Source organism: Cyanobium sp. NS01 (assembly GCF_014280235.1).
Classification (GTDB): domain Bacteria; phylum Cyanobacteriota; class Cyanobacteriia; order PCC-6307; family Cyanobiaceae; genus NIES-981.
Window position 1 is genome coordinate 795,957 of record NZ_CP047940.1, and the last position, 20,923, is coordinate 816,879.

At 65.2% G+C, this 20,923-nt stretch carries 13 protein-coding genes, 2 tRNA genes and 3 rRNA genes; 13 read left to right on the forward strand and 5 right to left on the reverse strand.

Translation table 11 applies throughout. The annotated features are described in order from the left end of the window. Positions 1–93 precede the first annotated feature (93 nt). From CyaNS01_RS04070 to CyaNS01_RS04085, 4 genes are read left to right on the forward strand one after another with little or no spacing between them, the layout of a single operon-like run. The gene (locus CyaNS01_RS04070; protein WP_186699083.1) at positions 94–1,281 is read left to right on the forward strand and encodes an NAD(P) transhydrogenase subunit alpha; all 1,188 of its coding nucleotides are present in this window, start codon (positions 94–96) and stop codon (positions 1,279–1,281) included. Further along, the gene (locus CyaNS01_RS04075; protein WP_186699085.1) at positions 1,281–1,568 is read left to right on the forward strand and encodes an NAD(P) transhydrogenase subunit alpha; all 288 of its coding nucleotides are present in this window, start codon (positions 1,281–1,283) and stop codon (positions 1,566–1,568) included. The genes CyaNS01_RS04070 and CyaNS01_RS04075 overlap by 1 nt, the downstream gene beginning before the upstream one ends. A 31-nt stretch (positions 1,569–1,599) precedes the next feature. Further along, positions 1,600–3,027 carry an NAD(P)(+) transhydrogenase (Re/Si-specific) subunit beta gene (locus tag CyaNS01_RS04080; protein ID WP_186699087.1) on the forward strand — a complete coding sequence of 476 codons (1,428 nt, stop codon included), beginning with the start codon at positions 1,600–1,602 and terminating at the stop codon, positions 3,025–3,027. A 49-nt stretch (positions 3,028–3,076) separates the two neighbouring features. Continuing rightward, positions 3,077–4,129 (forward strand): alpha/beta fold hydrolase, encoded by a 1,053-nt coding sequence (locus CyaNS01_RS04085; protein ID WP_186699089.1) that lies wholly within the window; start codon positions 3,077–3,079, stop codon positions 4,127–4,129. Here the strand turns inward: CyaNS01_RS04085 and CyaNS01_RS04090 are convergent. Together CyaNS01_RS04090 and CyaNS01_RS04095 are read right to left on the reverse strand one after the other, a co-directional pair. After that, complete coding sequence (locus tag CyaNS01_RS04090; RefSeq protein WP_225875790.1) at positions 4,095–4,463, reverse strand: ferredoxin; 369 nt, start codon at positions 4,461–4,463, stop codon at positions 4,095–4,097. The genes CyaNS01_RS04085 and CyaNS01_RS04090 overlap by 35 nt on opposite strands. A 14-nt stretch (positions 4,464–4,477) precedes the next feature. Continuing rightward, the gene (locus CyaNS01_RS04095; RefSeq protein WP_186699092.1) at positions 4,478–5,728 is read right to left on the reverse strand and encodes a 1-deoxy-D-xylulose-5-phosphate reductoisomerase; all 1,251 of its coding nucleotides are present in this window, start codon (positions 5,726–5,728) and stop codon (positions 4,478–4,480) included. A 50-nt stretch (positions 5,729–5,778) separates the two neighbouring features. Here CyaNS01_RS04095 and CyaNS01_RS04100 point away from each other — a divergent pair, with 50 nt between their 5' ends. The 3 genes from CyaNS01_RS04100 to CyaNS01_RS04110 are packed head-to-tail and all read left to right on the forward strand — an operon-like array spanning position 5,779 to position 8,387. Next, positions 5,779–6,702, forward strand: coding sequence for a DUF368 domain-containing protein (locus CyaNS01_RS04100; protein ID WP_225875791.1), 924 nt, complete (start codon positions 5,779–5,781; stop codon positions 6,700–6,702). Positions 6,703–6,742: 40 nt separating this feature from the next. Then, positions 6,743–8,101, forward strand: a complete 1,359-nt coding sequence (locus CyaNS01_RS04105; protein WP_186699094.1) for a sodium-dependent transporter — start codon at positions 6,743–6,745, stop codon at positions 8,099–8,101. A gap of 46 nt (positions 8,102–8,147) precedes the next feature. Continuing rightward, positions 8,148–8,387 (forward strand): hypothetical protein, encoded by a 240-nt coding sequence (locus tag CyaNS01_RS04110; RefSeq protein ID WP_186699096.1) that lies wholly within the window; start codon positions 8,148–8,150, stop codon positions 8,385–8,387. Between the two features lie 25 nt (positions 8,388–8,412). Here the strand turns inward: CyaNS01_RS04110 and cysS are convergent, their stop codons facing one another. Further along, a complete protein-coding gene (gene cysS, locus CyaNS01_RS04115; protein ID WP_186699098.1) occupies positions 8,413–9,897 on the reverse strand; it encodes a cysteine--tRNA ligase in 1,485 nt (494 codons plus the stop codon). Between the two features lie 54 nt (positions 9,898–9,951). Continuing rightward, the gene (locus CyaNS01_RS04120; protein WP_186699100.1) at positions 9,952–10,161 is read right to left on the reverse strand and encodes a hypothetical protein; all 210 of its coding nucleotides are present in this window, start codon (positions 10,159–10,161) and stop codon (positions 9,952–9,954) included. A 1,557-nt stretch (positions 10,162–11,718) separates the two neighbouring features. Between CyaNS01_RS04120 and CyaNS01_RS04125 the strand changes: the two genes are divergently transcribed. The 6 genes from CyaNS01_RS04125 to CyaNS01_RS04150 all read left to right on the forward strand — a co-directional run bounded on the left by CyaNS01_RS04125 (position 11,719) and on the right by CyaNS01_RS04150 (position 17,878). Beyond that, positions 11,719–13,204, forward strand: a 16S ribosomal RNA gene (locus tag CyaNS01_RS04125). A 331-nt stretch (positions 13,205–13,535) separates the two neighbouring features. Further along, positions 13,536–13,609 (forward strand) — tRNA-Ile (locus CyaNS01_RS04130). 9 nt (positions 13,610–13,618) lie between these two features. Next, a tRNA-Ala gene (locus tag CyaNS01_RS04135) sits at positions 13,619–13,691 on the forward strand. Between the two features lie 495 nt (positions 13,692–14,186). Continuing rightward, a 23S ribosomal RNA gene (locus CyaNS01_RS04140) occupies positions 14,187–17,074 on the forward strand. 146 nt (positions 17,075–17,220) lie between these two features. Beyond that, positions 17,221–17,337 (forward strand): 5S ribosomal RNA (gene rrf / locus CyaNS01_RS04145). Together the 16S, 23S and 5S rRNA genes with 2 tRNA genes alongside form the textbook arrangement of a ribosomal RNA operon. A 79-nt stretch (positions 17,338–17,416) precedes the next feature. Beyond that, entirely contained in the window at positions 17,417–17,878 is a 462-nt protein-coding gene (locus CyaNS01_RS04150) for a DUF6165 family protein (RefSeq protein ID WP_222934199.1), read from the forward strand. Here the strand turns inward: CyaNS01_RS04150 and polA are convergent. Further along, positions 17,820–20,894, reverse strand: coding sequence for a DNA polymerase I (gene polA / locus CyaNS01_RS04155; protein WP_186699102.1), 3,075 nt, complete (start codon positions 20,892–20,894; stop codon positions 17,820–17,822). The two genes, CyaNS01_RS04150 and polA, sit on opposite strands and share 59 nt — an antisense overlap. Positions 20,895–20,923: the final 29 nt, after the last annotated feature.

A 20,923-nucleotide genomic window follows, 5' to 3' on the forward strand; every position in this document is an offset into this window, starting at 1 on the left:
CTGCCAGGTGGGCATGCCCGCACATTGACCCCAAATCCGTTGCCGCCTCCTGCAACTGGCTTCCTAATACAGACAGGACCATGTGCAGCGCCGGTGTCCCAGTCTCCCCCCCAGCTCCTGATTCCGCGGGAAGTCCGCCCCGGGGAGGCGCGGGTGGCCGCCACTCCCGAAACCGTGCAGCGACTCAGCGCCAAGGGCCTGAGCATCGCCGTGGAGGCCGGGGCCGGTGAAGCCTCGGGCTACGGCGATCAGGCCTATGCCACGGCCGGCGCCGAACTCCTGGCGGCTGACGCTCCCAGCTGGGAGCACCTCGATGGGGTGCTGTGCGTGCAGTCCCCCTCCCAGGAGCGCCTGGAGCAGCTGCGCCCCGGCGCCGTGCTGGTGGGCCTGCTGGCCCCCTACGGCGCCGACGCCCTGGTGGGAGCCCTCAACCGCCGTCAGGTGTCGGCCCTGGCCATGGAGCTGCTGCCCCGCACCAGCCGTGCCCAGACCATGGACGTGCTCTCCTCCCAGGCCAACATCGCCGGCTACAAGGCGGTGCTGCTGGCGGCGGCGGCCCTGGATCGCTACGTGCCGATGCTGATGACGGCCGCCGGCACGATCCAGCCGGCCCGCACCCTGATCCTCGGTGCCGGCGTGGCGGGCCTCCAGGCCCTGGCCACAGCCCGCCGTCTCGGTTCGGTGGTGTATGTGAGCGATGTGCGCGCCGCCGCCCGCGAACAGGTGGAGTCTCTGGGAGGGCGCTTTGTGGCGCCGCCTGAGCGGGATGAGGCCCCGGGCGAGGCGGGCGGCTATGCGAAGGCGGCCAGCGAGGCCTTCCTGGCTGCCCAGCGCCAGCAGCTCGAAGAGCAGCTCGCCCAGGCCGACATGGTGATCTGCACGGCCCAGGTGCCCGGCCGGCCGGCGCCGCGGCTGATCAGCGAGGCGATGCTGGAGCGGCTGCGTCCCGGGGCGGTGGTGGTGGATCTGGCCGTGGGCCAGGGCGGCAACTGCGCCTGCACCGTGCCCGGCCAGACCGTGCTGCGCCACGGCGTGCAGCTGATCGGCGCCGATGCCCTGCCGAGCAGCGTGCCCAACCACGCCAGTGCCCTCTATGCCCGCAACGTGGCGGCCCTGCTGGAGCATCTGCTCAGCCTGAACCCGCCGCCCGGCGCCAGCTTCGGTTTTGATCGGGAGGATCCGATCGTGGCGGGCTGCCTGATCACCCATGGGGGCCGCTGCTGGCGCCCCGATGTGGTGGGCGTGGCCACCGATGAACCCCAGCTGGCGGGGGTGGCCTGATGGGCAGCCTCTCCGAATCGCTCTGGGTGCTGCTGCTCGGCAGCCTGCTGGGGCTGGAACTGATCGGCAAGGTGCCCCCCACCCTGCACACGCCCCTGATGAGCGGCGCCAACGCCATCAGCGGCATCACCGTGCTGGCCTCGCTCACCCTGATTGCCCAGGCCGGGGATGCCCCGGTGCTGCTGTTGCTGGGCTCCCTCTCCCTGGGCTTCGCCCTGTTCAACGTGGTGGGCGGCTTCCTGGTGACCGACCGCATGCTGGCGATGTTCGCCCGCAAACCGCGTTGAACCGACTCCCCTTCCCTACCGCCCGAACCTGATGGACACCCTGAGCGCCGCGTTTCCCGTGGTGATCGACCTGGCTGCCGTGCTGCTGCTCGCCCTGGGCCTCAAGGGCCTGGCCAAGGTGCGCTCGGCCCGCTCCGCCAATGGCCTGGCCGCCCTGGCCATGGGGCTGGCGGTGGCTGGGTTGCTGATCCAGCTGCGCCCGGCGCCGATCGCCTGGGCGGGCATCGCCGCCGGCGCCGCCGTGGGTGGTCTCGCTGGGCTGATCACCGCCCGCCGGGTGCCGATGACGGCCATGCCCGAAATGGTCGCCCTGTTCAATGGCTGCGGTGGCCTCTCCTCGCTGCTGGTGGCCGTGGGGGTGGCGCTGTTCCGCGCCGATGCTTCCAACCTGGTGTCCCAGGTGTCGATTGCCATCTCGGTGGTGGTGGGGTCGATCACCTTCAGTGGCTCGATCGTGGCCATGGCCAAGCTGCAGGGCTGGCTGGGCACGCCGGGCTGGACCCAGAGCGGCCTGCGCCACGGGGTGAACGTCGCCCTGGCGGCGGTGGCGCTGGGGTCGGCGGTGCTGCTGAGCAGCTTCGGCGGCCCCACGCTGCTGGCCGTGCTGGTGGCCAGCTCCTGCCTGCTCGGCATCGGCCTCACCCTGCCGATCGGCGGCGCCGACATGCCGGTGGTGATCTCGCTGCTGAACAGCTACTCGGGCGTGGCGGCGGCGGCGGCGGGCTTCGTGGTGGGCAGCCAGCTGCTGATCGTGGCCGGCGCCATGGTGGGCTCGGCCGGTCTGATCCTCACCCAGGTGATGTGCACCGCCATGAATCGCTCCCTGGTGAGCGTGCTGTTCGGCGGCGCCCTGGGGGTGGCGGCCAAGGTGGGCGGCGGCGGCAGCGAGGCCGGCTACACCCGCATTACCAGCTGCAGCCCCGAGGAGTGCGCTCTGGCCCTGGAGAACGCCGAGCGGGTGGTGTTCGTGCCCGGCTACGGGCTGGCCGTGGCCCAGGCCCAGCACGCCCTGCGGGAGCTGGCCAAGGTGCTGGAGGCCAATGGCACCGAGGTGAACTATGCGATTCATCCCGTGGCGGGTCGCATGCCCGGTCACATGAACGTGCTGCTGGCCGAGGCCGATGTGCCCTACGAGCAGCTGCAGGAGATGGACGCCATCAATCCCGAGTTCCCTCGCACGGATGTGGCGATCGTGCTCGGCGCCAACGACGTGGTGAACCCCGACGCCAAGACCGATCCTGCCAGCCCCCTCTACGGCATGCCGGTGCTGGAGGTGGACCAGGCCCGCCAGGTGTTCGTGGTGAAGCGCAGCCTCGGCGCCGGCTACGCCGGCATTGCCAATGGCCTGTTCGAGCTGCCCCAGACGGCGATGGTGTTCGGCGACGCCAAGGTGGTGCTCAACGGCCTGCTGTCGGAACTGCGGGAGCTGGGGGTGGGGCGGCAGAAGGTGGCGTCCTGAGCCGGGGGCGCCATGGCTTGAGGATGTCCCGGTCCGGCTGCTGATCCCGATGCTCCGTGAGGTGGGTCCCCCCTGGCTCGGCAGCCCATGGCCCGGCCCACGCTGGCCCTGGTGGGGGCCGGATCTGCAGACCCTGCGCGACACGCTGTGGCCGCTGCGGCTGCCAGAGGAGGGCGCCGCAACCGTTCGCTTTCCCCTGGATCCCATCCCAAGTGCGCCTGGAGCCGCTCCGTTGCAACAGCCCCAGGCTCTGGTTGGCCTGAGCGTTGCACCGGCTCCTGCCACGGCGACACCTCCAGCCCTGGTGGTGCTGCTGCATGGCCTCGGAGGCAGCAGTGAGGCCCGCGGTGTGCGCCGCCTGGGCCAGACCCTGGCCGGGGCCGGTTTCGGCGTGCTGCGCCTCAACCTGCGCGGCGCGGGCCCCGGCCGGCCCTTGGCGGCGGGCACCTATGCCGCCGCCTGCAATCGCGACCTGCTGCCTGTGCTGCACCAGATCGCCGCCCTGGCGGCGCCGGCGCCGCTGCTCGGCGTGGGGCTGTCCCTTGGGGGAACGGTGCTGCTCAATGCCGCCCTGGCCGAGCCAGGCCTGCTGGCGGGGCTGGTGTGCGTCAGCAGTCCCCTCGATCTGGCCGCCTGCTCCGATCAGATCGGCCGGCCCCGCAACCGCCTCTACCAGCGCTGGCTGCTGCGCCGCCTGATCGCCCTCACCCAGGACGACCCCTTCGGCCTCGACCCCGCCGAGCAGGCGCGGCTGCAGGGCCCCGGGGCCCCCGGCTCCATCCGCGCCTTCGATGCCGCCATCACGGCGCCCCGCTGGGGTTATCCCAGCGTGGAGGCCTACTACCGCGACGCCTCCCCGCTGCAGCGGCTGCTGGCGGGCGCTCCCCTGCCGCCCACCCTGCTGGTGCACGCCCTGGATGATCCCTGGGTGCCCGCCACGGCCACCCAGCAGCTGGCCGCCGCCGCTCCGGCCGCCCTTTGCGCCGATGTGGTGCTCACGGCCGGGGGCGGCCACAACGGCTTCCATGCTCGCGGTGATGGCCCATCGGCCACCTGGGCCGATCAGCTCACCCTGCGCTGGCTGCAGCGGCAGCTGAGCTGAAGGGCTGCCGCCGCAGGATCCATTCCTCGATGGGCACGCCGCCCACCACATGCTCCCGCACGATCCGCTCCACCCGCTCGGGTGTGACGGCCCCGTACACAATCCCCTCCGGCCAGAGCAGCAGGATCGGGCCCTCGCTGCAGATGCGCAGGCAGTCGGCCTTGGTGCGCAGCACGATGCCGCCGGGGCGGGCCGGATCCTCCAGGCCCAGCTCCCGCACCAGGCGTTTGAGCACATCCCAGCTGGCGATGCCCAGGGCGGGATCGGGGCAGCAGAGCGCGTTGGTGGGGGTGGCGCAGAGCAGCAGGTGGTGGGCGATCGGGGCTTGGGCCACGGGCATGGCAGGGATCACACCGGCAGGGCGGCTGGCGCGCGGGCGCTGAGCTGGGCGGCAGCCTCGCGCACCGCCTGGCGGGCCCAGGCGTCGATCGCCAGCACGTCGTCCAGGGATGGCCTGGCGGTGAGGTCGGCCCGGTGGCGGTCACACACCCGCTCGATCAGGCGCGGAATGTCGAGGAAATGCACCTGCTCCTCGAGGAACAGGGCCACGGCCTGCTCGTTGGCGGCGTTCATCACCGCCGGCATCGTGCCGCCGGCCCGGCCGGCGGCGTAGGCCAGGGCCATGCAGGGGTACTTGGCCGGCTCCGGGGCGCGGAAGCTGAGCTGGCCCACCTGCGTGAGGTCGAGGCGGCGCCAGGGGGTCTCCAGCCGACCGGGCCAGCTGAGGCAGTAGAGGAGCGGCAGCTTCATGTCTGGCCAGCCCAGCTGGGCCAGCACCGAGGAATCGGCCAGCTCCACCATCGAGTGGATGATCGATTGCGGGTGAATCACGATCTCGATGTGGTCGTAGTCGAGCCCGAACAGGTAGTGGGCCTCGATCACCTCCAGGCCCTTGTTCATCAGCGAGGCCGAATCCACCGTGATCTTGCGGCCCATGCTCCAGTTGGGGTGGCTGGTGGCATCGGCCACGGTGGCCCGGGCCAGCTCGGCGGCGGGCCAGTCGCGGAAGGCGCCGCCGCTGGCGGTGAGCTGGATGCGACGCAGACCAGGGGTGGGCACGCCTGTGGAGAGGCGGGCGGTGTCGGCCCAGGGGGTGCCCTGCAGGCACTGGAAGATGGCGGAGTGCTCGGAATCGGCAGGCAGCAGCCGACTGCCGGATTGCGCCAGTTCCGGCAGCACCACCGGGCCGGCGGCGATCAGGGTTTCCTTGTTGGCCAGGGCCAGGTCCTTGCCGGCGCGGATCGCCGCCAGGGTGGGCAGCAGGCCGGCGCAGCCCACGATGCCCGTCACCACCAGGTCGGCGCTGGGCCAGGCGGCCACGGCGCAGAGGCCGTCGAGGCCCCCCAGCAGCACCGGCAGCCGTGCTGGCTGGTGGGCCGGATCGAGGGCCGCCAGGCGCTGGCGCAGCTCCGCCACTCGCTCGCCATCGGCCAGGGCCACTGCCTCGGGGGCATGGCGCAGGATCTGCTCCAGCAGCAGGTCGAGGTTGTTGCCCGCCGTGAGGGCCACCACCTTGAAGCGGTCGGGAAATTCGCAGGCCAGCTGCAGCGTCTGGGTGCCGATGGAGCCGGTGGACCCCAGCACGCTGATGGCTTTCACGGCAGGGCTCCCTAAGGTTGCGGCGCTTCAAGTGTCCCACTGATTCCCCCATGGCCCGCGCGCCCTCCCTGCCCTACGTGCTGCTCTGTGGCCTGGCGATGGGCGCCGCCGATGTGGTGCCGGGGGTTTCGGGGGGAAGCATGGCCTTCATCCTCGGCATCTACGGCCGCCTGCTGGAGGCCGTGGCCGGCTTCGACCTCACCTTCCTGGCCCTCCTGGGTCGTGGCGCCTGGCGGCAGGCGGCCGCGCGGGTGCACCTCGGCTTCCTGCTGCCCCTGCTCTCGGGGCTGCTGGGGTCGGTACTGCTGCTGGTGCGGCCGATCACCTGGCTCTATGCCGACCACCGGGTGCTGCTGTTCGCCTTCTTCTTCGGCTTGATCGTGGGCTCGATCGTGCTGATCGCCCGCCACGCCCACTGGGGCGTCTCCGGCCTGATCGCCATGGCCAGCGGGGTGCTGGGGGCGCTGCTGCTGGTCACCCGGGTGCCGGTGACCATGCCCCACGACCCCCTCACCATCTACTGGAGCGGCGCTGTGGCGATCATGGCGATGATCCTGCCGGGGGTGTCCGGCTCCTTTCTGCTGCTGGTGCTGGGCCAGTACCAGCACGTGCTCGAGGCCGTGAAGGGGCTGCAGTTCGGCACCCTGGTGCCCTTTGCTCTGGGCTGCATCACCGGCCTGCTGCTGTTTGTGCGGCTGCTGCGCTGGCTGCTGCAGCGCTGGCACGGGCAGACCGTGGCCCTGCTGGTGGGCTTCATGGCCGGCTCGCTGTGGAAGATCTGGCCGTTCCGTGTCGTGCTCGAGAGCGTCATCAACGCCAGGGGCGCGGTGGTGGTGCTGCGCGATGCCCTGGCACCTCCCACCAGCGGCGGGGCCCTGGCCGTGGCTCTGCTGCTGATGGGCCTCGGGGTGGCCCTGGTGACGGGGCTGGAGCAGCTGCAGGCCCGCGCCGGTGGCCAGGAGATGGGCGCCTGATGGCCGCGTGCTGGACACTGGGGCGGTCTCCACAGCTGCCATGACCCGTTTCCGCATCGGCGACCGCGGCAGGCCCCCGGAACACTGGGGTTCGGCTCTGGGGTTCGTGCTGGCGGCCTCGGGCAGTGCGGTGGGCCTGGGCAATCTCTGGGGCTTCGCCTACCGGGCTTCCCAGGGCGGCGGTGCCGCCTTCGTGCTGCTCTACCTGCTGATCGTGCTGCTGGTGTGCCTGCCGGTGCTGGTGGCCGAGATGGTGCTGGGGCGCAGCACCGGCCATGCGCCGCTGCTGGCGCCGGTCACGGCGGGGGGCCGCCGCTGGGCGCCGCTGGGCTGGCTCTACATGGCGGCTGCCACGGGAATCCTCTCCTATTACGCCGTGCTGATGGGCTGGACGGGCCGCACCCTGCTGCATGCCCTGGCTGATGGCCTGCCGGGCGACATGGCGGCGGCGCAGACCTTCTTCGCGTCGATCAGCAGTGGCGGTGATGCCGTGCTCGGCCACCTGCTCAGCCTGGCCCTCACGGGTGTGGTGGTGGCCGCAGGCATCCGTGGCGGCATCGAGCGGCTCAGCCGCTGGGGCATGCCGCTGCTGTTCCTGATGCTGCTCGGCCTGCTGCTGTGGGCCAGCACCCTGCCGGAGACAGCCGCCGGCTACCGCACCTTCCTGCTGCGCTGGGATGCCGCCAAACTGCTCGACCCGGCCACGATCCGCAACGCCTTCACCCAGGCCTTCTTCTCGATCGGCACCGGCATCGGCGCGATCCTGGCCTACGCGGCCTACCTGGAGCGGCGCAGCCCCATTCCCCGCGAGGCCGCCAGCGTGGTGGCGATGGACACGGCCGTCGGGCTGATGGCCGGCTGCGTCACCTTCCCGGTGGTGGCGAGTTTCGGCCTGGGCGACGTGGTGAGCGGCAGCACCGTGGGCACCCTGTTCATCGCCCTGCCCACCGGTCTGGCCTCCCTGGGCCTGAGCGGCCGGCTCGTGGCCGTGGTGTTCTTCGCCCTGGCCTACATCGCCGCGATCACCTCCGCCGTGTCGCTGCTGGAGGTGCCCACCAGCTCCCTGATGGACCGCCTGGGCTGGAGCCGCCGCCGCACCACCTGGCTGCTGGTGCTGCTGATCGCCGTGCTGGGGCTGCCCTCGGCCCTGGATGTGGGCGTGCTGGAGCGCATGGATGCGGTGTTCGGCGGGGTGGTGCTGATCAGTGGCGGCCTGGGGCTGGCGCTGCTGCTGGGCTGGGGTGCCCCGGCGCGCTTCCTGCAGGATCTGCGTCAGTCCGGCAGCTCTGATGCCCTGGTGCGGCCCTTGCTCTGGGCCCTGCGCTGGCTGTCGCCGCCCGCCATCACGGTGGGCCTGGTGGTGTCGGTGCTCGACCTGGCCCGCAGCTGGAGCGGCTGAGCCCCGCCGGCCAGGGGTTTGACTGGCGCCAGTGGATGGCGGAACGATGACGGCAAGGCCGGGCTGGCTGCAGCGCTGGAACTTCATCGAGCGGGCCCGGCTGGAGCGCAAGCTCTGGGATGCCTTTGAGGCCCGCCAGGACATTGAGGCGATGGTGGTCAGCTGCCGCGAGGCGGTGCAGGCCGGCGATGCCGGTCGCTCCTTTGAGCTGGAGGTGTGGCAGACCACCCTGGTGCGGATCCGCCGCATTGAGCGGCTGATGGCTGATCAGGCGCCGCCGGAGTGAGCGGCGCGGGCTGCGGGCAGCCGGCTCAGCGGCGCAGCCACTCGGTGTGGCCGCCAGGGCGGTCGATCAGCTCGATGCCCTCAGCCTGCAGTTCGGCGCGGATGCGGTCGGCGCTGGCGTAGTCGCGGGCCGCCTTGGCGGCGCGGCGGCTTTCGATGCGCTCCAGGATCTCCGCTTCTTCGGGGGCTGCCGCGGTGCCGGCGGGGTTCTGCGGCGGGGCCGGGGCCTCTGGCTTCAGCCCCAGCACGGCCGCCAGCTCCTGCAGCAGGCCCAGCCGGGCGGCCATGGCGGGGCTGGCAACGGCCTCGGCGGCGCTGTCGTCGCCGCGCTCCAGCCGGTTGGCCAGGCTGCGCAGGGGGCGGCCCAGCTCAAACAGCGTGGCCAGGGCGGCTGAGGTGTTGAGGTCGTCGTCCATGGCCTCGATGAAGCGCTCACGCAGCGCCGCCAGCTCTGGCTCCAGGGCGCCGGAATCGCCGGCGCTGGGCACAGGGGTGATGGCGCTGTCGGCGCTGGGCTGGCCGAGGCCCAGGGCGGCATTGAGTCCCTTCCAGCCGGCGGCGGCGGCCTCCAGGGCCTCGCTGCTGAAATCGAGGGGCTTGCGGTAGTGGGCCTGCAGGGTGAACAGCCGCAGGGTCATCGGGCTCACCCCCGAATCCAGCAGGGCGCGGATGGTGGTGAAGTTGCCCAGCGACTTGGACATCTTCTCGCCGCCCACATTCACCATGCCGTTATGCAGCCAGAGGCGCGCCAGGGGCTTGCCGGTGGTGGCCTCCGACTGGGCGATCTCGTTCTCGTGGTGGGGAAAGATCAGATCGGCGCCGCCCAGGTGGATGTCGATCGTGTCGCCCAGCTCCTCGCGCACCATGGCGGAGCACTCGATGTGCCAGCCCGGCCGCCCCTCGCCCCAGGGGGAGGGATAACTCGGTTCGCCCGGCTTGGCGCCCTTCCAGAGGGCGAAATCAAAGGGGTGCCGCTTGCGGGCCTCTTCCGCCGTCGCCACCCGGCCGGCGGCATTGTCCTGCTGCTCGCCCAGGTCGCGGCCGGAGAGCTTGCCGTAGCCGCCATGGCCCATCACGGCGAAATACACATCGCCGTCGGCGGAATAGGCCGCGCCCTTGGCTTCCAGCTCCGTGATCATGCGGCGGATCGCCCCGAGACTGCCCGTGGCCCGGGGCATCCGATCCGGGGGCAGGATGTTGAGCCGGGCCATGTCAGTGCGGAAGGCCTCGATGTTGCGCTCGCTCACCACCTCCATCGAGCTGCCCTCGGCGGCGGCGCGGCCGAGGATCTTGTCGTCGATGTCGGTGTAGTTCTGCACGAAGGTCACCGCATAGCCGCTCCAGATCAGGTAACGGCGCAGCACATCCCAGGCGATGTAGCTGCGGGCGTGGCCGAGGTGGCAGAGGTCATACACCGTGACGCCGCAGCAGTAGATGCTCACCTTGCCCGGCTCCAGAGGCTCGAACGCCTCAACGCGACGGGTGAGCGTGTTGGTGAGCCGCAGGGTCACAGAGGAGATGGGGCGCTGGGTTGGGATCGTGGCACAGGCCTGCGGCTGCCCCGATCACCTCTCGGGCTCTGATGGGCCGGAGCCGCTCACCCGGCCCACCACGTAGCCCACCAGTGCCCCCACCAGAAACCCCTGGGCCAGCAGGATCTGGCGGCGGTAGCGCCAGGGGATGCGCCCCAGCTGAATGCCCACCACCAGGGCGATCAGCAGCGCACCAATGCCCACGCCGCGGGCCAGGGCCAGGCCTTTGCGCTTCGGGCGCACCGCTGGAGAACGGTCACTCCGGGAGAGGCCAGGCCGTCGGCCGCCGTCGGGTGGTTCGCGTGCACTGAAGTTTGGCAGACAAGGAGTATCGATCGAACCCCAAATATAGGTTGAGATCCTTCGCAGCGCGATTTTCCTGCCGGCAGATGTTGCAGGTACACCAACATGGTCGCCCTGTGGATCCCATCAGCGCTCCACCACGACAGTGGACTCACTCATTGAAGGTGGATTCAGGGTCGGATGCTGTGAATGCGTGCGCCGTGCTGAAGAGCGTGTCAAGTGACCAGAGCTGGCTTTCAAGAGGATCAAGTGTTGGACCCCCATGCATCCAACCAGATGAAGCCTGCTGCCAGACAGTGCCGATGCGTTGCTCCCCATTGAGCTGAAGGTCCCAACACCCACATCAGGGTCGACGTGGGGGATCAGCGAATCACCGAATTTCCCCAAAGTTGTAGCGGCTCTGGGCTGACTGTCTGACAGCCATGATGTGCCAAACCAGCTCTAAAGCTGTCCTTGCACGCCCCTCAAGCCCCTGGGGCCCCAGCCCTGGAGGTGGCCCATGCTCTGGCCCAGATCCATTTTCAGGCCCTTGCACGGGTTCTGACAACGAGGGCCATCGCCTTGGCCGTCACGGAACTCTGGCTGGACCCATGGCCGCTGAAGCAAGCTTCTCTCCGCAGCGGCACCGCAGTGGCACAAGCGGTCCTAGCCCAGGCAGCTGGTGCCCTTCTGGTGGGTTCAGATGTTGTCTGATTCAGAACGCTTCAGGCACCAGCGAGCGCGGCTGTCCAGCCTTGGCTCTGATCCCAGGAGAGGCCCCCGTCCTGCGCGCGCGTCTCCAGCCGCTCAGCCGCATGGCGACAGGGCCCTTTGAAGCACCGGCAGAGGAGGGCTGAGCAGGTGCTATGGTTTGGAACTGCTCCGAGGGGGAAGGCCGCGAGGCTGGAACCAGAGAGGAGCAGGCTTACAGAGATGGAAGAGCGCCTGCGAGAGCGGCCCTTCGGTGCTGTAGGTTTCTGTGGTCGCTGCGAGGCGACAGCCACCGAGAGCTTCTGGAAACGGGAGTGGAGGTAGCAGAACCTGGACAACCGAAACGTTTAGGAACTGACGCTTTCACTGCGTCAGTGCTTCTTGAGTGTGTGCTTGCTGAGCTGAGCCTGTGAAAGGGCGAGGTTGAGCGGGGATGGTTAAGGAGTATTGACGAAAGAGCAGTGAAGGTGTGAGGTCCCGTCAAAAGAACAATAGCAACTGGTATTGAGCTGTTGATGATGTGATTGCTTCTCACGAGTGACCATGTTGTTGAAAAGCAGTTTGATACTGGAAGCGAACCGGATCTGAGATCTGGGAAAGTCACCAGGTTGTTATGAACGAGAGTTGATGGCAATCAAGTGCACTCTTTGAAACCATTTTACCGAATGGGGCGAGCGCTTAAGACGATGGCTTGTGGCTGACTGCATGCTTCGGCATGAAGGAAGGCATTGGTAGTTGATTTTAGGAGTGAGCAAGCCGAGTTGATGATGAGCAGGAGAGATCTTGTTTGTTTTAGAGGACCGGTCTACAACGGAGAGTTTGATCCTGGCTCAGGATGAACGCTGGCGGCGTGCTTAACACATGCAAGTCGAACGAGCCTTCGGGCTAGTGGCGGACGGGTGAGTAACGCGTGAGAATCTGCCCTCAGGAGGGGGATAACGGCTGGAAACGGCCGCTAATACCCCATATGCCGCGAGGTGAAATGAGAAATCGCCTGAGGATGAGCTCGCGTCTGATTAGCTAGTTGGTGGGGTAAGAGCCTACCAAGGCATCGATCAGTAGCTGGTCTGAGAGGATGATCAGCCACACTGGGACTGAGACACGGCCCAGACTCCTACGGGAGGCAGCAGTGGGGAATTTTCCGCAATGGGCGCAAGCCTGACGGAGCAACGCCGCGTGAGGGATGAAGGCCTCTGGGCTGTAAACCTCTTTTCTCAAGGAAGAAGAACTGACGGTACTTGAGGAATAAGCCACGGCTAATTCCGTGCCAGCAGCCGCGGTAATACGGGAGTGGCAAGCGTTATCCGGAATTATTGGGCGTAAAGCGTCCGCAGGCGGTCTTGAAAGTCTGTTGTTAAAGCGTGGAGCTCAACTCCATTTCAGCAATGGAAACTAGAAGACTAGAGTGTGGTAGGGGCAGAGGGAATTCCCGGTGTAGCGGTGAAATGCGTAGATATCGGGAAGAACACCAGTGGCGAAGGCGCTCTGCTGGGCCATAACTGACGCTCATGGACGAAAGCCAGGGGAGCGAAAGGGATTAGATACCCCTGTAGTCCTGGCCGTAAACGATGAACACTAGGTGTCGGGGGAATCGACCCCCTCGGTGTCGTAGCCAACGCGTTAAGTGTTCCGCCTGGGGAGTACGCACGCAAGTGTGAAACTCAAAGGAATTGACGGGGGCCCGCACAAGCGGTGGAGTATGTGGTTTAATTCGATGCAACGCGAAGAACCTTACCAGGGTTTGACATCCTGCGAATCTTTTGGAAACAGAAGAGTGCCTTCGGGAGCGCAGAGACAGGTGGTGCATGGCTGTCGTCAGCTCGTGTCGTGAGATGTTGGGTTAAGTCCCGCAACGAGCGCAACCCACGTCTTTAGTTGCCAGCATTGAGTTGGGCACTCTAGAGAGACCGCCGGTGATAAACCGGAGGAAGGTGTGGATGACGTCAAGTCATCATGCCCCTTACATCCTGGGCTACACACGTACTACAATGCTACGGACAGAGGGCAGCAAACTCGCGAGAGCTAGCAAATCCCATAAACCGTGGCTCAGTTCAGATCGTAGGCTGCAACTCGCCTACGTGAAGGAGGAATCGCTAGTAATCGCAGGTCAGCATACTGCGGTGAATACGTTCCCGGGCCTTGTACACACCGCCCGTCACACCATGGAAGTTGGCCATGCCCGAAGTCGTTACTCCAACCCTTGTGGAGGAGGACGCCGAAGGTGGGGCTGATGACTGGGGTGAAGTCGTAACAAGGTAGCCGTACCGGAAGGTGCGGCTGGATCACCTCCTAACAGGGAGACAATAACTGATTATGATGTCTGAGCGCTGAGAACCATCCAGTCTTTGTGGCTGTTGGTAGGAAGCAACTTTTGTCTCAGGCCATGATCCTGTCATCTCGAAGGTCGATCGGTACCTCAAGGAGGCAAGCGCAGAACAGATCCGGCATGCAAGCCAGGTTGTCATCAGGGATCAGCACACCGCAAGGTGAGTTGAGATCAGGTGATGCCTTGGTGGAAGTGTTGTGGTGTGGGAGAGCGTGAAGCCTTTTTCAGTTCCTAAACGTTGTCTAGGTCACCCCCCTGAGGGTAAGCCCAAGCCGGGTGATCGGTTTGGAAATCTCCTGGGCCATTAGCTCAGGTGGTTAGAGCGCACCCCTGATAAGGGTGAGGTCCCTGGTTCAAGTCCAGGATGGCCCATTCATGTCTGGGGGTTTAGCTCAGTTGGTAGAGCGCCTGCTTTGCAAGCAGGATGTCAGCGGTTCGAGTCCGCTAACCTCCATTCAAGTGTAGGTTCTCAGACTAGTTCTCAGATCAATTCTCAGAGTAGTTCTCAGAAACAGGAGATCAGTCCTGAGGGAGACGTGACCAAGACAGTATCGGTAACAAGCCAGTATCGGTAAACCGGTATTGGTGTGAGCCCAAGCGCGACTCCAGCCTCATGCCTCCATCGTTTCAGGTGGTGGCATGATGCTGGACTCCCAGTGGCTAGAGCATTTTAGATGTTTTAGTGGCTGAGGGTTTGGCGAAGAACCTTGACAACTGCATAGGTGAATCTGGAAATAAAGCATCTCATGGATGTTTGATTTCAGATGGATTGAAAGATCCAGATGAGATCAAATCAATTCTATGAAGTTAAGAGCCGAGAACTTCCAGTGTTCTTAGCACTCCGCCGAGGAGTGAAGAGTTTGATCCTTCATTCAAACCGCAACCGCAAGGGAGCAGGTGAATGTTGAGAGAATAGGCCTCAACAGCCTGAAGCACTGGGAGATGAAATGGTCAAGCTACAAAGGGCTCACGGTGGATACCTTGGCACACAGAGGCGATGAAGGACGTAGTTACCTGCGATAAGTCTCGGGGAGCTGGAAACACGCATTGATCCGGGAATTTCCGAATGGGGCAACCCCTAGAACGGCCACCTGAATCCATAGGGTGGCGCGAGCCAACCCAGCGAACTGAAACATCTTAGTAGCTGGAGGAAAGGAAAGTAAAAACGACTCCCTCAGTAGCGGCGAGCGAACGGGGAAGAGCCTAAACCGATGCTTTCGAGCATCGGGGTTGTGGGACAGCAACGTGGACCAGGGACGTTAGGAGAAGCGTTTGAATGGCGCGCCATAGAGGGTGAAAGCCCCGTAACCGAAAACGAAACTGGCCTAGCTGAATCCCGAGTAGCACGGAGCACGTGAAATTCCGTGTGAATCCGCGAGGACCACCTCGTAAGGCTAAGTACTCCTGTGTGACCGATAGCGCAACAGTACCGCGAGGGAAAGGTGAAAAGAACCCCGGGAGGGGAGTGAAATAGAACATGAAACCGTGAGCTTACAAGCAATGGGAGCCCGACTGATCGGGTGACCGTGTGCCTGTTGAAGAATGAGCCGGCGACTTATAGGCACTGGCAGGTTAAACCGGGAATGGTGGAGCCATAGCGAAAGCGAGTCTGAATAGGGCGATCGTCAGTGTTTATAGACCCGAACCCGGGTGATCTAACCATGGCCAGGATGAAGCTTGGGTGATACCAAGTGGAGGTCCGAACCGACTGGTGTTGAAAAACCAGCGGATGAGCTGTGGTTAGGGGTGAAATGCCAATCGAACCCGGAGCTAGCTGGTTCTCCCCGAAATACGTTGAGGCGTAGCGTCTTGTGCTCCAGCAGGGGGGTAAAGCCACCGTTTCGGTGCGGGCTGCGAGAGCGGTACCAAATCGAGACGAACTCTGAATACCCTGTGTGTAGCAAGGCAGTCAGACTGTGGGGGATAAGCTCCATGGTCGAAAGGGAAACAGCCCAGACCGCCAGCTAAGGTCCCCAAATCAATGCTGAGTGATAAAGGAGGTGGGATTGCCCAGACAACCAGGAGGTTTGCCCAGAAGCAGCCATCCTCAAAGGAGTGCGTAATAGCTCACTGGTCGAGCGATCCTGCGCCGAAAATGAACGGGGCTAAGCATTGTACCGAAGCTGCGGATTTAATTGTTCTTAGGAACAATCAAGTGGTAGGGGAGCGTTCCATGTGGGGTGAAGCGTTAGCGTAAGCGGGCGTGGACTGCATGGAAGTGAGAATGTCGGCTTGAGTAGCGAAAACATGGGTGAGAATCCCATGCCCCGAAACCCTAAGGGTTCCTCCGGCAGGCTCGTCCGCGGAGGGTTAGTCAGGACCTAAGGCGAGGCCGAAAGGCGTAGTCGATGGACAACAGGTTAACATTCCTGTACCTGTCATGTTTTGGGAAGGGGGACGGAGAAGGCTAGCCCAGCCAGACGTTGGTTACTGGTTCAAGCGTTCGAGGCGTTGAGGGGTGGAGAAAACATCCTGAGCTGAGGCGTGAGTACGAGCTGCTACGGCAGCGAAGTGGGTGACGTCAAGCTTCCAAGAAAAGCCCTATACCCGTTAAGGCATGATGGCCTGTACCCGAAACCGACACAGGTGGGGTGGTAGAGAATACCGAGGGGCGCGAGATAACTCTCTCTAAGGAACTCGGCAAAATGGCCCCGTAACTTCGGGAGAAGGGGTGCCACCGCAAGGTGGTCGCAGTGAAGAGGCCCAGGCGACTGTTTACCAAAAACACAGGTCTCCGCTAAGTCGCAAGACGATGTATGGGGGCTGACGCCTGCCCAGTGCCGGAAGGTTAAGGAAGCTGGTCAGCGTAAGCGAAGCTAGCGACTGAAGCCCCGGTGAACGGCGGCCGTAACTATAACGGTCCTAAGGTAGCGAAATTCCTTGTCGGGTAAGTTCCGACCCGCACGAAAGGCGTAACGATCTGGGCGCTGTCTCGGAGAGAGGCTCGGCGAAATAGAATTGTCTGTGAAGATGCGGACTACGTGCACCCGGACAGAAAGACCCTATGAAGCTTTACTGTAGCTTGGTATTGTGCTCGGGCTCGGAATGCGCAGGATAGGTGGGAGGCTATGAACCATTGCTTGTGGGTGATGGTGAGCCACTGGTGAGATACCACTCTTTCCGAGCTAGAGTTCTAACAGCCACCCGTTATCCGGGGGCTGGACAGTATCAGGTGGGCAGTTTGACTGGGGCGGTCGCCTCCTAAAAGGTAACGGAGGCGCGCAAAGGTTTGCTCAGGCTGGTTGGAAATCAGCCGACGAGTGTAAAAGCAGAAGCAAGCTTGACTGTGAGACCTACAAGTCGAACAGGGAGGAAACTCGGCTTTAGTGATCCGACGGTTCTGCGTGGAAGGGCCGTCGCTCAACGGATAAAAGTTACTCTAGGGATAACAGGCTGATCTCCCCCAAGAGTTCACATCGACGGGGAGGTTTGGCACCTCGATGTCGGCTCATCGCAACCTGGGGCTGAAGTCGGTCCCAAGGGTTGGGCTGTTCGCCCATTAAAGCGGTACGCGAGCTGGGTTCAGAACGTCGTGAGACAGTTCGGTCCATATCCGGTGCATGCGCAGGAATATTGAGAGGATTTCTCCCTAGTACGAGAGGACCGGGAGGAACGCACCTCTGGTGTACCAGTTATCGTGCCAACGGTAAACGCTGGGTAGCCATGTGCGGAGAGGATAACCGCTGAAAGCATCTAAGTGGGAAGCCCACCTCAAGATGAGTATTCCCATGGGTTAACCCAGTAAGGTCACGGGAAGAACACCCGTTGATAGGCTCTACGTGGAAGCGCAGTAATGTGTGAAGCGGAGGAGTACTAATAGACCGAGGGCTTGACCATCAACTCGAGCTCTTAACAGCTTGTTTCCAGAGGATGAGCAAGAGATGACCATCAAGGTTGTCTGGAGCTGATCTAACCTATGCAGTTCTCAGGGTTCAACCTGAGAGCAAGACAAGAAGCAGAAGGCTCCATGATGAGTCTTCTATCCTGGTGTCCATGGCGCAGTGGAACCACACCGATCCATCTCGAACTCGGTTGTGAAACGCTGCAGCGCCGACGATAGTTGGGGGGAAGCCCCCTGAGAAAATAGGTCGATGCCAGGTAAAACTTTTTGTGCTTTGCTCCGATGATCAAAAGGTCACCCAAGAACGGGTGGCCTTTTTTTGTGCCTACTCTGTGGCCATGGACTCCTTGATTCAGATCCCGGTATCCGTGGGTGAGTTGATCGACAAACTCTCCATCCTTGAGTTGAAACTCAACCACCTCGAAGGAGCGGCCTTCGAGCACGTCCGTCAGGAGCATCAGTTGTTGGAGGCGGTCTTGGCGGATGCCCCCCTGGTTGTGCCTACCGATCTCCAGCAACAGCTCCAGGCTGTCAATACCCAGCTGTGGGAGGCTGAGGACGGCATCCGTGCCAAGGAGCGGTCCCAGGACTTCGGCGCCTCTTTCGTGGAGCTGGCCCGAAGCATCTACCGCCTCAACGATCGGCGTTCCGCCATCAAACGGGCCATCAATCTCGCCTGCGGCAGTCCCCTGATTGAGGAAAAGCTCTACGCCTTGCCGCAGCGACAGGGCGAGATCCGTCCTACTTCGCCTCCATCCAGTTCGGGCCAGCCCCCGTCTCCACCACCAGCGGCACGCTGAGCTGCATGGCCTGCTCCATGGTGCGGCGGGTGAGTGCCAGCACCGCCTCAGCGGCCTCGGGGGCGGCTTCCAGCACCAGTTCATCGTGCACCTGCAGGAGCAGCCTGGCCGGCAGGCCCTCGTGCTCAAGACGCCCCTGCAGTTGCACCATGGCCAGCTTGATGATGTCGGCACTGGAGCCCTGGATCGGCGCGTTGGCCGCAGCCCGCAGCTGCTGGGCCTCAAGGCCGCCGCGGCGGGCCAGCTCCAGATCCAGGCTCAGCGGGTCTTTACCCAGGTAGCGGCCCAGGCCGCCCGGATCAAAGGCAAAGGGCCGCCGCCGCCCCAGGATCGTCTCCACATAGCCGCGGCTGAGGGCCAGCCGTTCCTGCAGTTCCAGGAAGGCGAACACCTTGGGGTAGCGCTGCCGGTAGCGGCTCAGGAAGTCCTTGGCGGCGGCCTGGCTCACACCGGTCTCCCGGGCAAAGCGCTGGGCTCCCATGCCGTAGATCACGCCGAAGTTGATCGTCTTGCCCAGCCGCCGCTCCTCGCTGCTCACCTCCTCCTTCTCCAGCAACAGCCGCGCCGTCAGGGCGTGCACGTCGTCCCCGTTGCGGTAGGCCTCCACCAGCACCTCTTCGCCGCAGAGATGGGTGAGGATGCGCAGCTCGATCTGGGAGTAGTCGGCGCTGATCAGCGTCCAGCCCTCCTGGGGCAGGAAGGCCTTGCGGATCCGCCTGGAGAACTCCGTGCGGATGGGGATGTTCTGCAGGTTCGGATGGCTGCTGCTGAGCCGGCCGGTGGCCGTCACCGCCTGGTTGAAGTCCGTGTGCACCCTGCCCGTTTCCGGCTCCACCAGGCTGGGGAGGGCATCCACGTAGGTGCTCTTGAGCTTGCTGAGCACGCGGTGTTCCAGCACAAGGGGCACCACGGGATGGTCGTCCTCCAGTTTTTCGAGCACGGTGGCGTCGGTGCTCCAGCCCGTCTTGGTGCGCCGCGACTTCCTGCGCTCCAGTCCCAGGGTGTCGAACAGCAGCTCCCCCAGCTGCTTCGGGCTGGCCAGGTTGAAGTCCACCCCCGCTGCGGCTCTGGCCTCGGCTTCCAGGCGCTCCAGGGTGGTGCCCAGGGAGCTCCCCAGCTCCTTGAGGTAGGCGGTGTCGATGGTGATGCCCGTGGCTTCCATCAGCGCGAGCACCGGCTCCAGGGGCAGCTCCACCTGATCCAGCAGGGCGGGCAGGGCCGGGCCCAGGGCCTCGAGTTCCCGGCGCAGCAGCGGCGCCAGCCGCCTGGTCACGTGCACATCCATGCCGCAGTAGTGGGCGGCTGCCTCGATCGGCACAGCCGCGAAGCTGGCGCCCTTGGGCACCAGCTCCCCATAGCTGGTGGGCGTGAAGCCGAAGTTGCGCTGCGCCAGCACCTCCAGGCCGTGCTTGGCGTTGGCATCGCGCAGGTAATCCGCCAGCAGGGTATCCATCACCACCCCGCGCAGCTCCAGGCCGTGGCGCAGCAGCACCAGCCGGTCGTACTTGGCGTTCTGCAGCGCCTTGGGGTGGCCTGGGCTGGCCAGCCAGGTGGCCAGGGCCGTGAGCACCTGCTCCAGGGGCAGCTGGACCGGGGGGGGCGGTGGCGGGCTGAGCAGATCGTCAGCGATGGCGGCCTGGTGGCCGATCGGGATGTAGGCCAGCTCGGCGACTCCTTCCCCCCAGGCCACGCCGATCCCCACCAGCTCGGCCTGAAACGGATTCAGGGCCGTGGTTTCGGTGTCGAGGGCCACGGGACTTTGGGGATCGCTGCAGCCCTGCAGTCGTTCCACCAGCTCTGCAAGGGCCTCGGCAGTGGTGATCAGCTGCGGCACCAGGGCGGGTGGTTCGCTCTGCTGCCTGTCCTGTGGCTCGGAATCCGCTGGTAGCGACCCAGGCTGCTCCGATCCTGTCGAGTGGGGGGCGCCAGAAGGCTCGGGATGCGGAGAGGCCTGCTCTTTGCCGAGGGTTGCACGCTTCGCTGGCTTGCTTGCAGCAGCGCTGGCCCCGGCTGGCGTGGCTTCAGGGGCGGGCGGCTCCGCCGAGAACAGCGCCGCGAAGCGCTCCACCTGCCTGGCCAGGCTGTGCAGCTCCAGCTCCTCCAGGCTGGTGCGCAGGGCGTCGCAGTCCACGGCCCCGAGCCGCAGCCGCGGCGGCTGCGGCAGGGGGATGTCCACCAGGATTTCGGCCAGCATGCGAGACAGGTAGGCCTTGTCGCGGCCTTCCTGCATGCGGCCGATCAGAGCCCCCTTGAGCACTCCCTTGGGGTCCTTCGCCTTGGCGCCGCCCTGCTCCAGCTCCGCCAGGGCCTGGTAGATCCCATCGAGGTGCTGGTAGGCCGCCAGCAGGTTGATCGCGGTCTTGGGACCCACGCCCTTGACCCCTGGGATGTTGTCGCTGCTGTCGCCGGTGAGCGCCTTGAGGTCCACCACCTCTTCGGGCGTCACGCCCAGCTTCGCCACCACCCCCTCGCGGCGCACCTCCAGGGGGCCGCTGTTCCTGGCGTAGGGGCCGCCGCCCATGTAGAGCACGGCGATGTCGCGGCTGTCATCCACCAGCTGGAACAGATCGCGATCGCCCGAGAGGATGCGCACCCGCCAGCCTTCGTTGGCCGCCTGGTTGGCCAGGGTTCCGAGCACGTCGTCGGCCTCGTAGCCCGGGGCCATGCACAGGGGGATGTCCAGGCTCTCCTGCAGGATCGTCTGCAGGTTGGCGAGGTCCTGGAAGAAGGCTTCGGGGGCCTCATCCCGATGGGCCTTGTAGGTGTCGTCGGCCTGATGGCGGAAGGTGGGCTCGGCGGTGTCGAAGGCCACCACCAGCCCCTGGGGTTGCAGGCCCTTGCAGTGGTCGAGCAGGGCCTTGAGGAAGCCGTAGGTCACCGAGGTGGGCACCCCCTCGCGGGTGCTCAGCCCCCCTTCGCCCCCCTTGGTGAGGGCGTAGTAGCTGCGGAAGGCGAGCGAATGGCCGTCGATCAACAGCAGCAGCGGCCTGGCGCTGTCGGGTTCCGCTGCTGCCACGCCTGTCCTGATCGTTCCAAGCCCCAGCC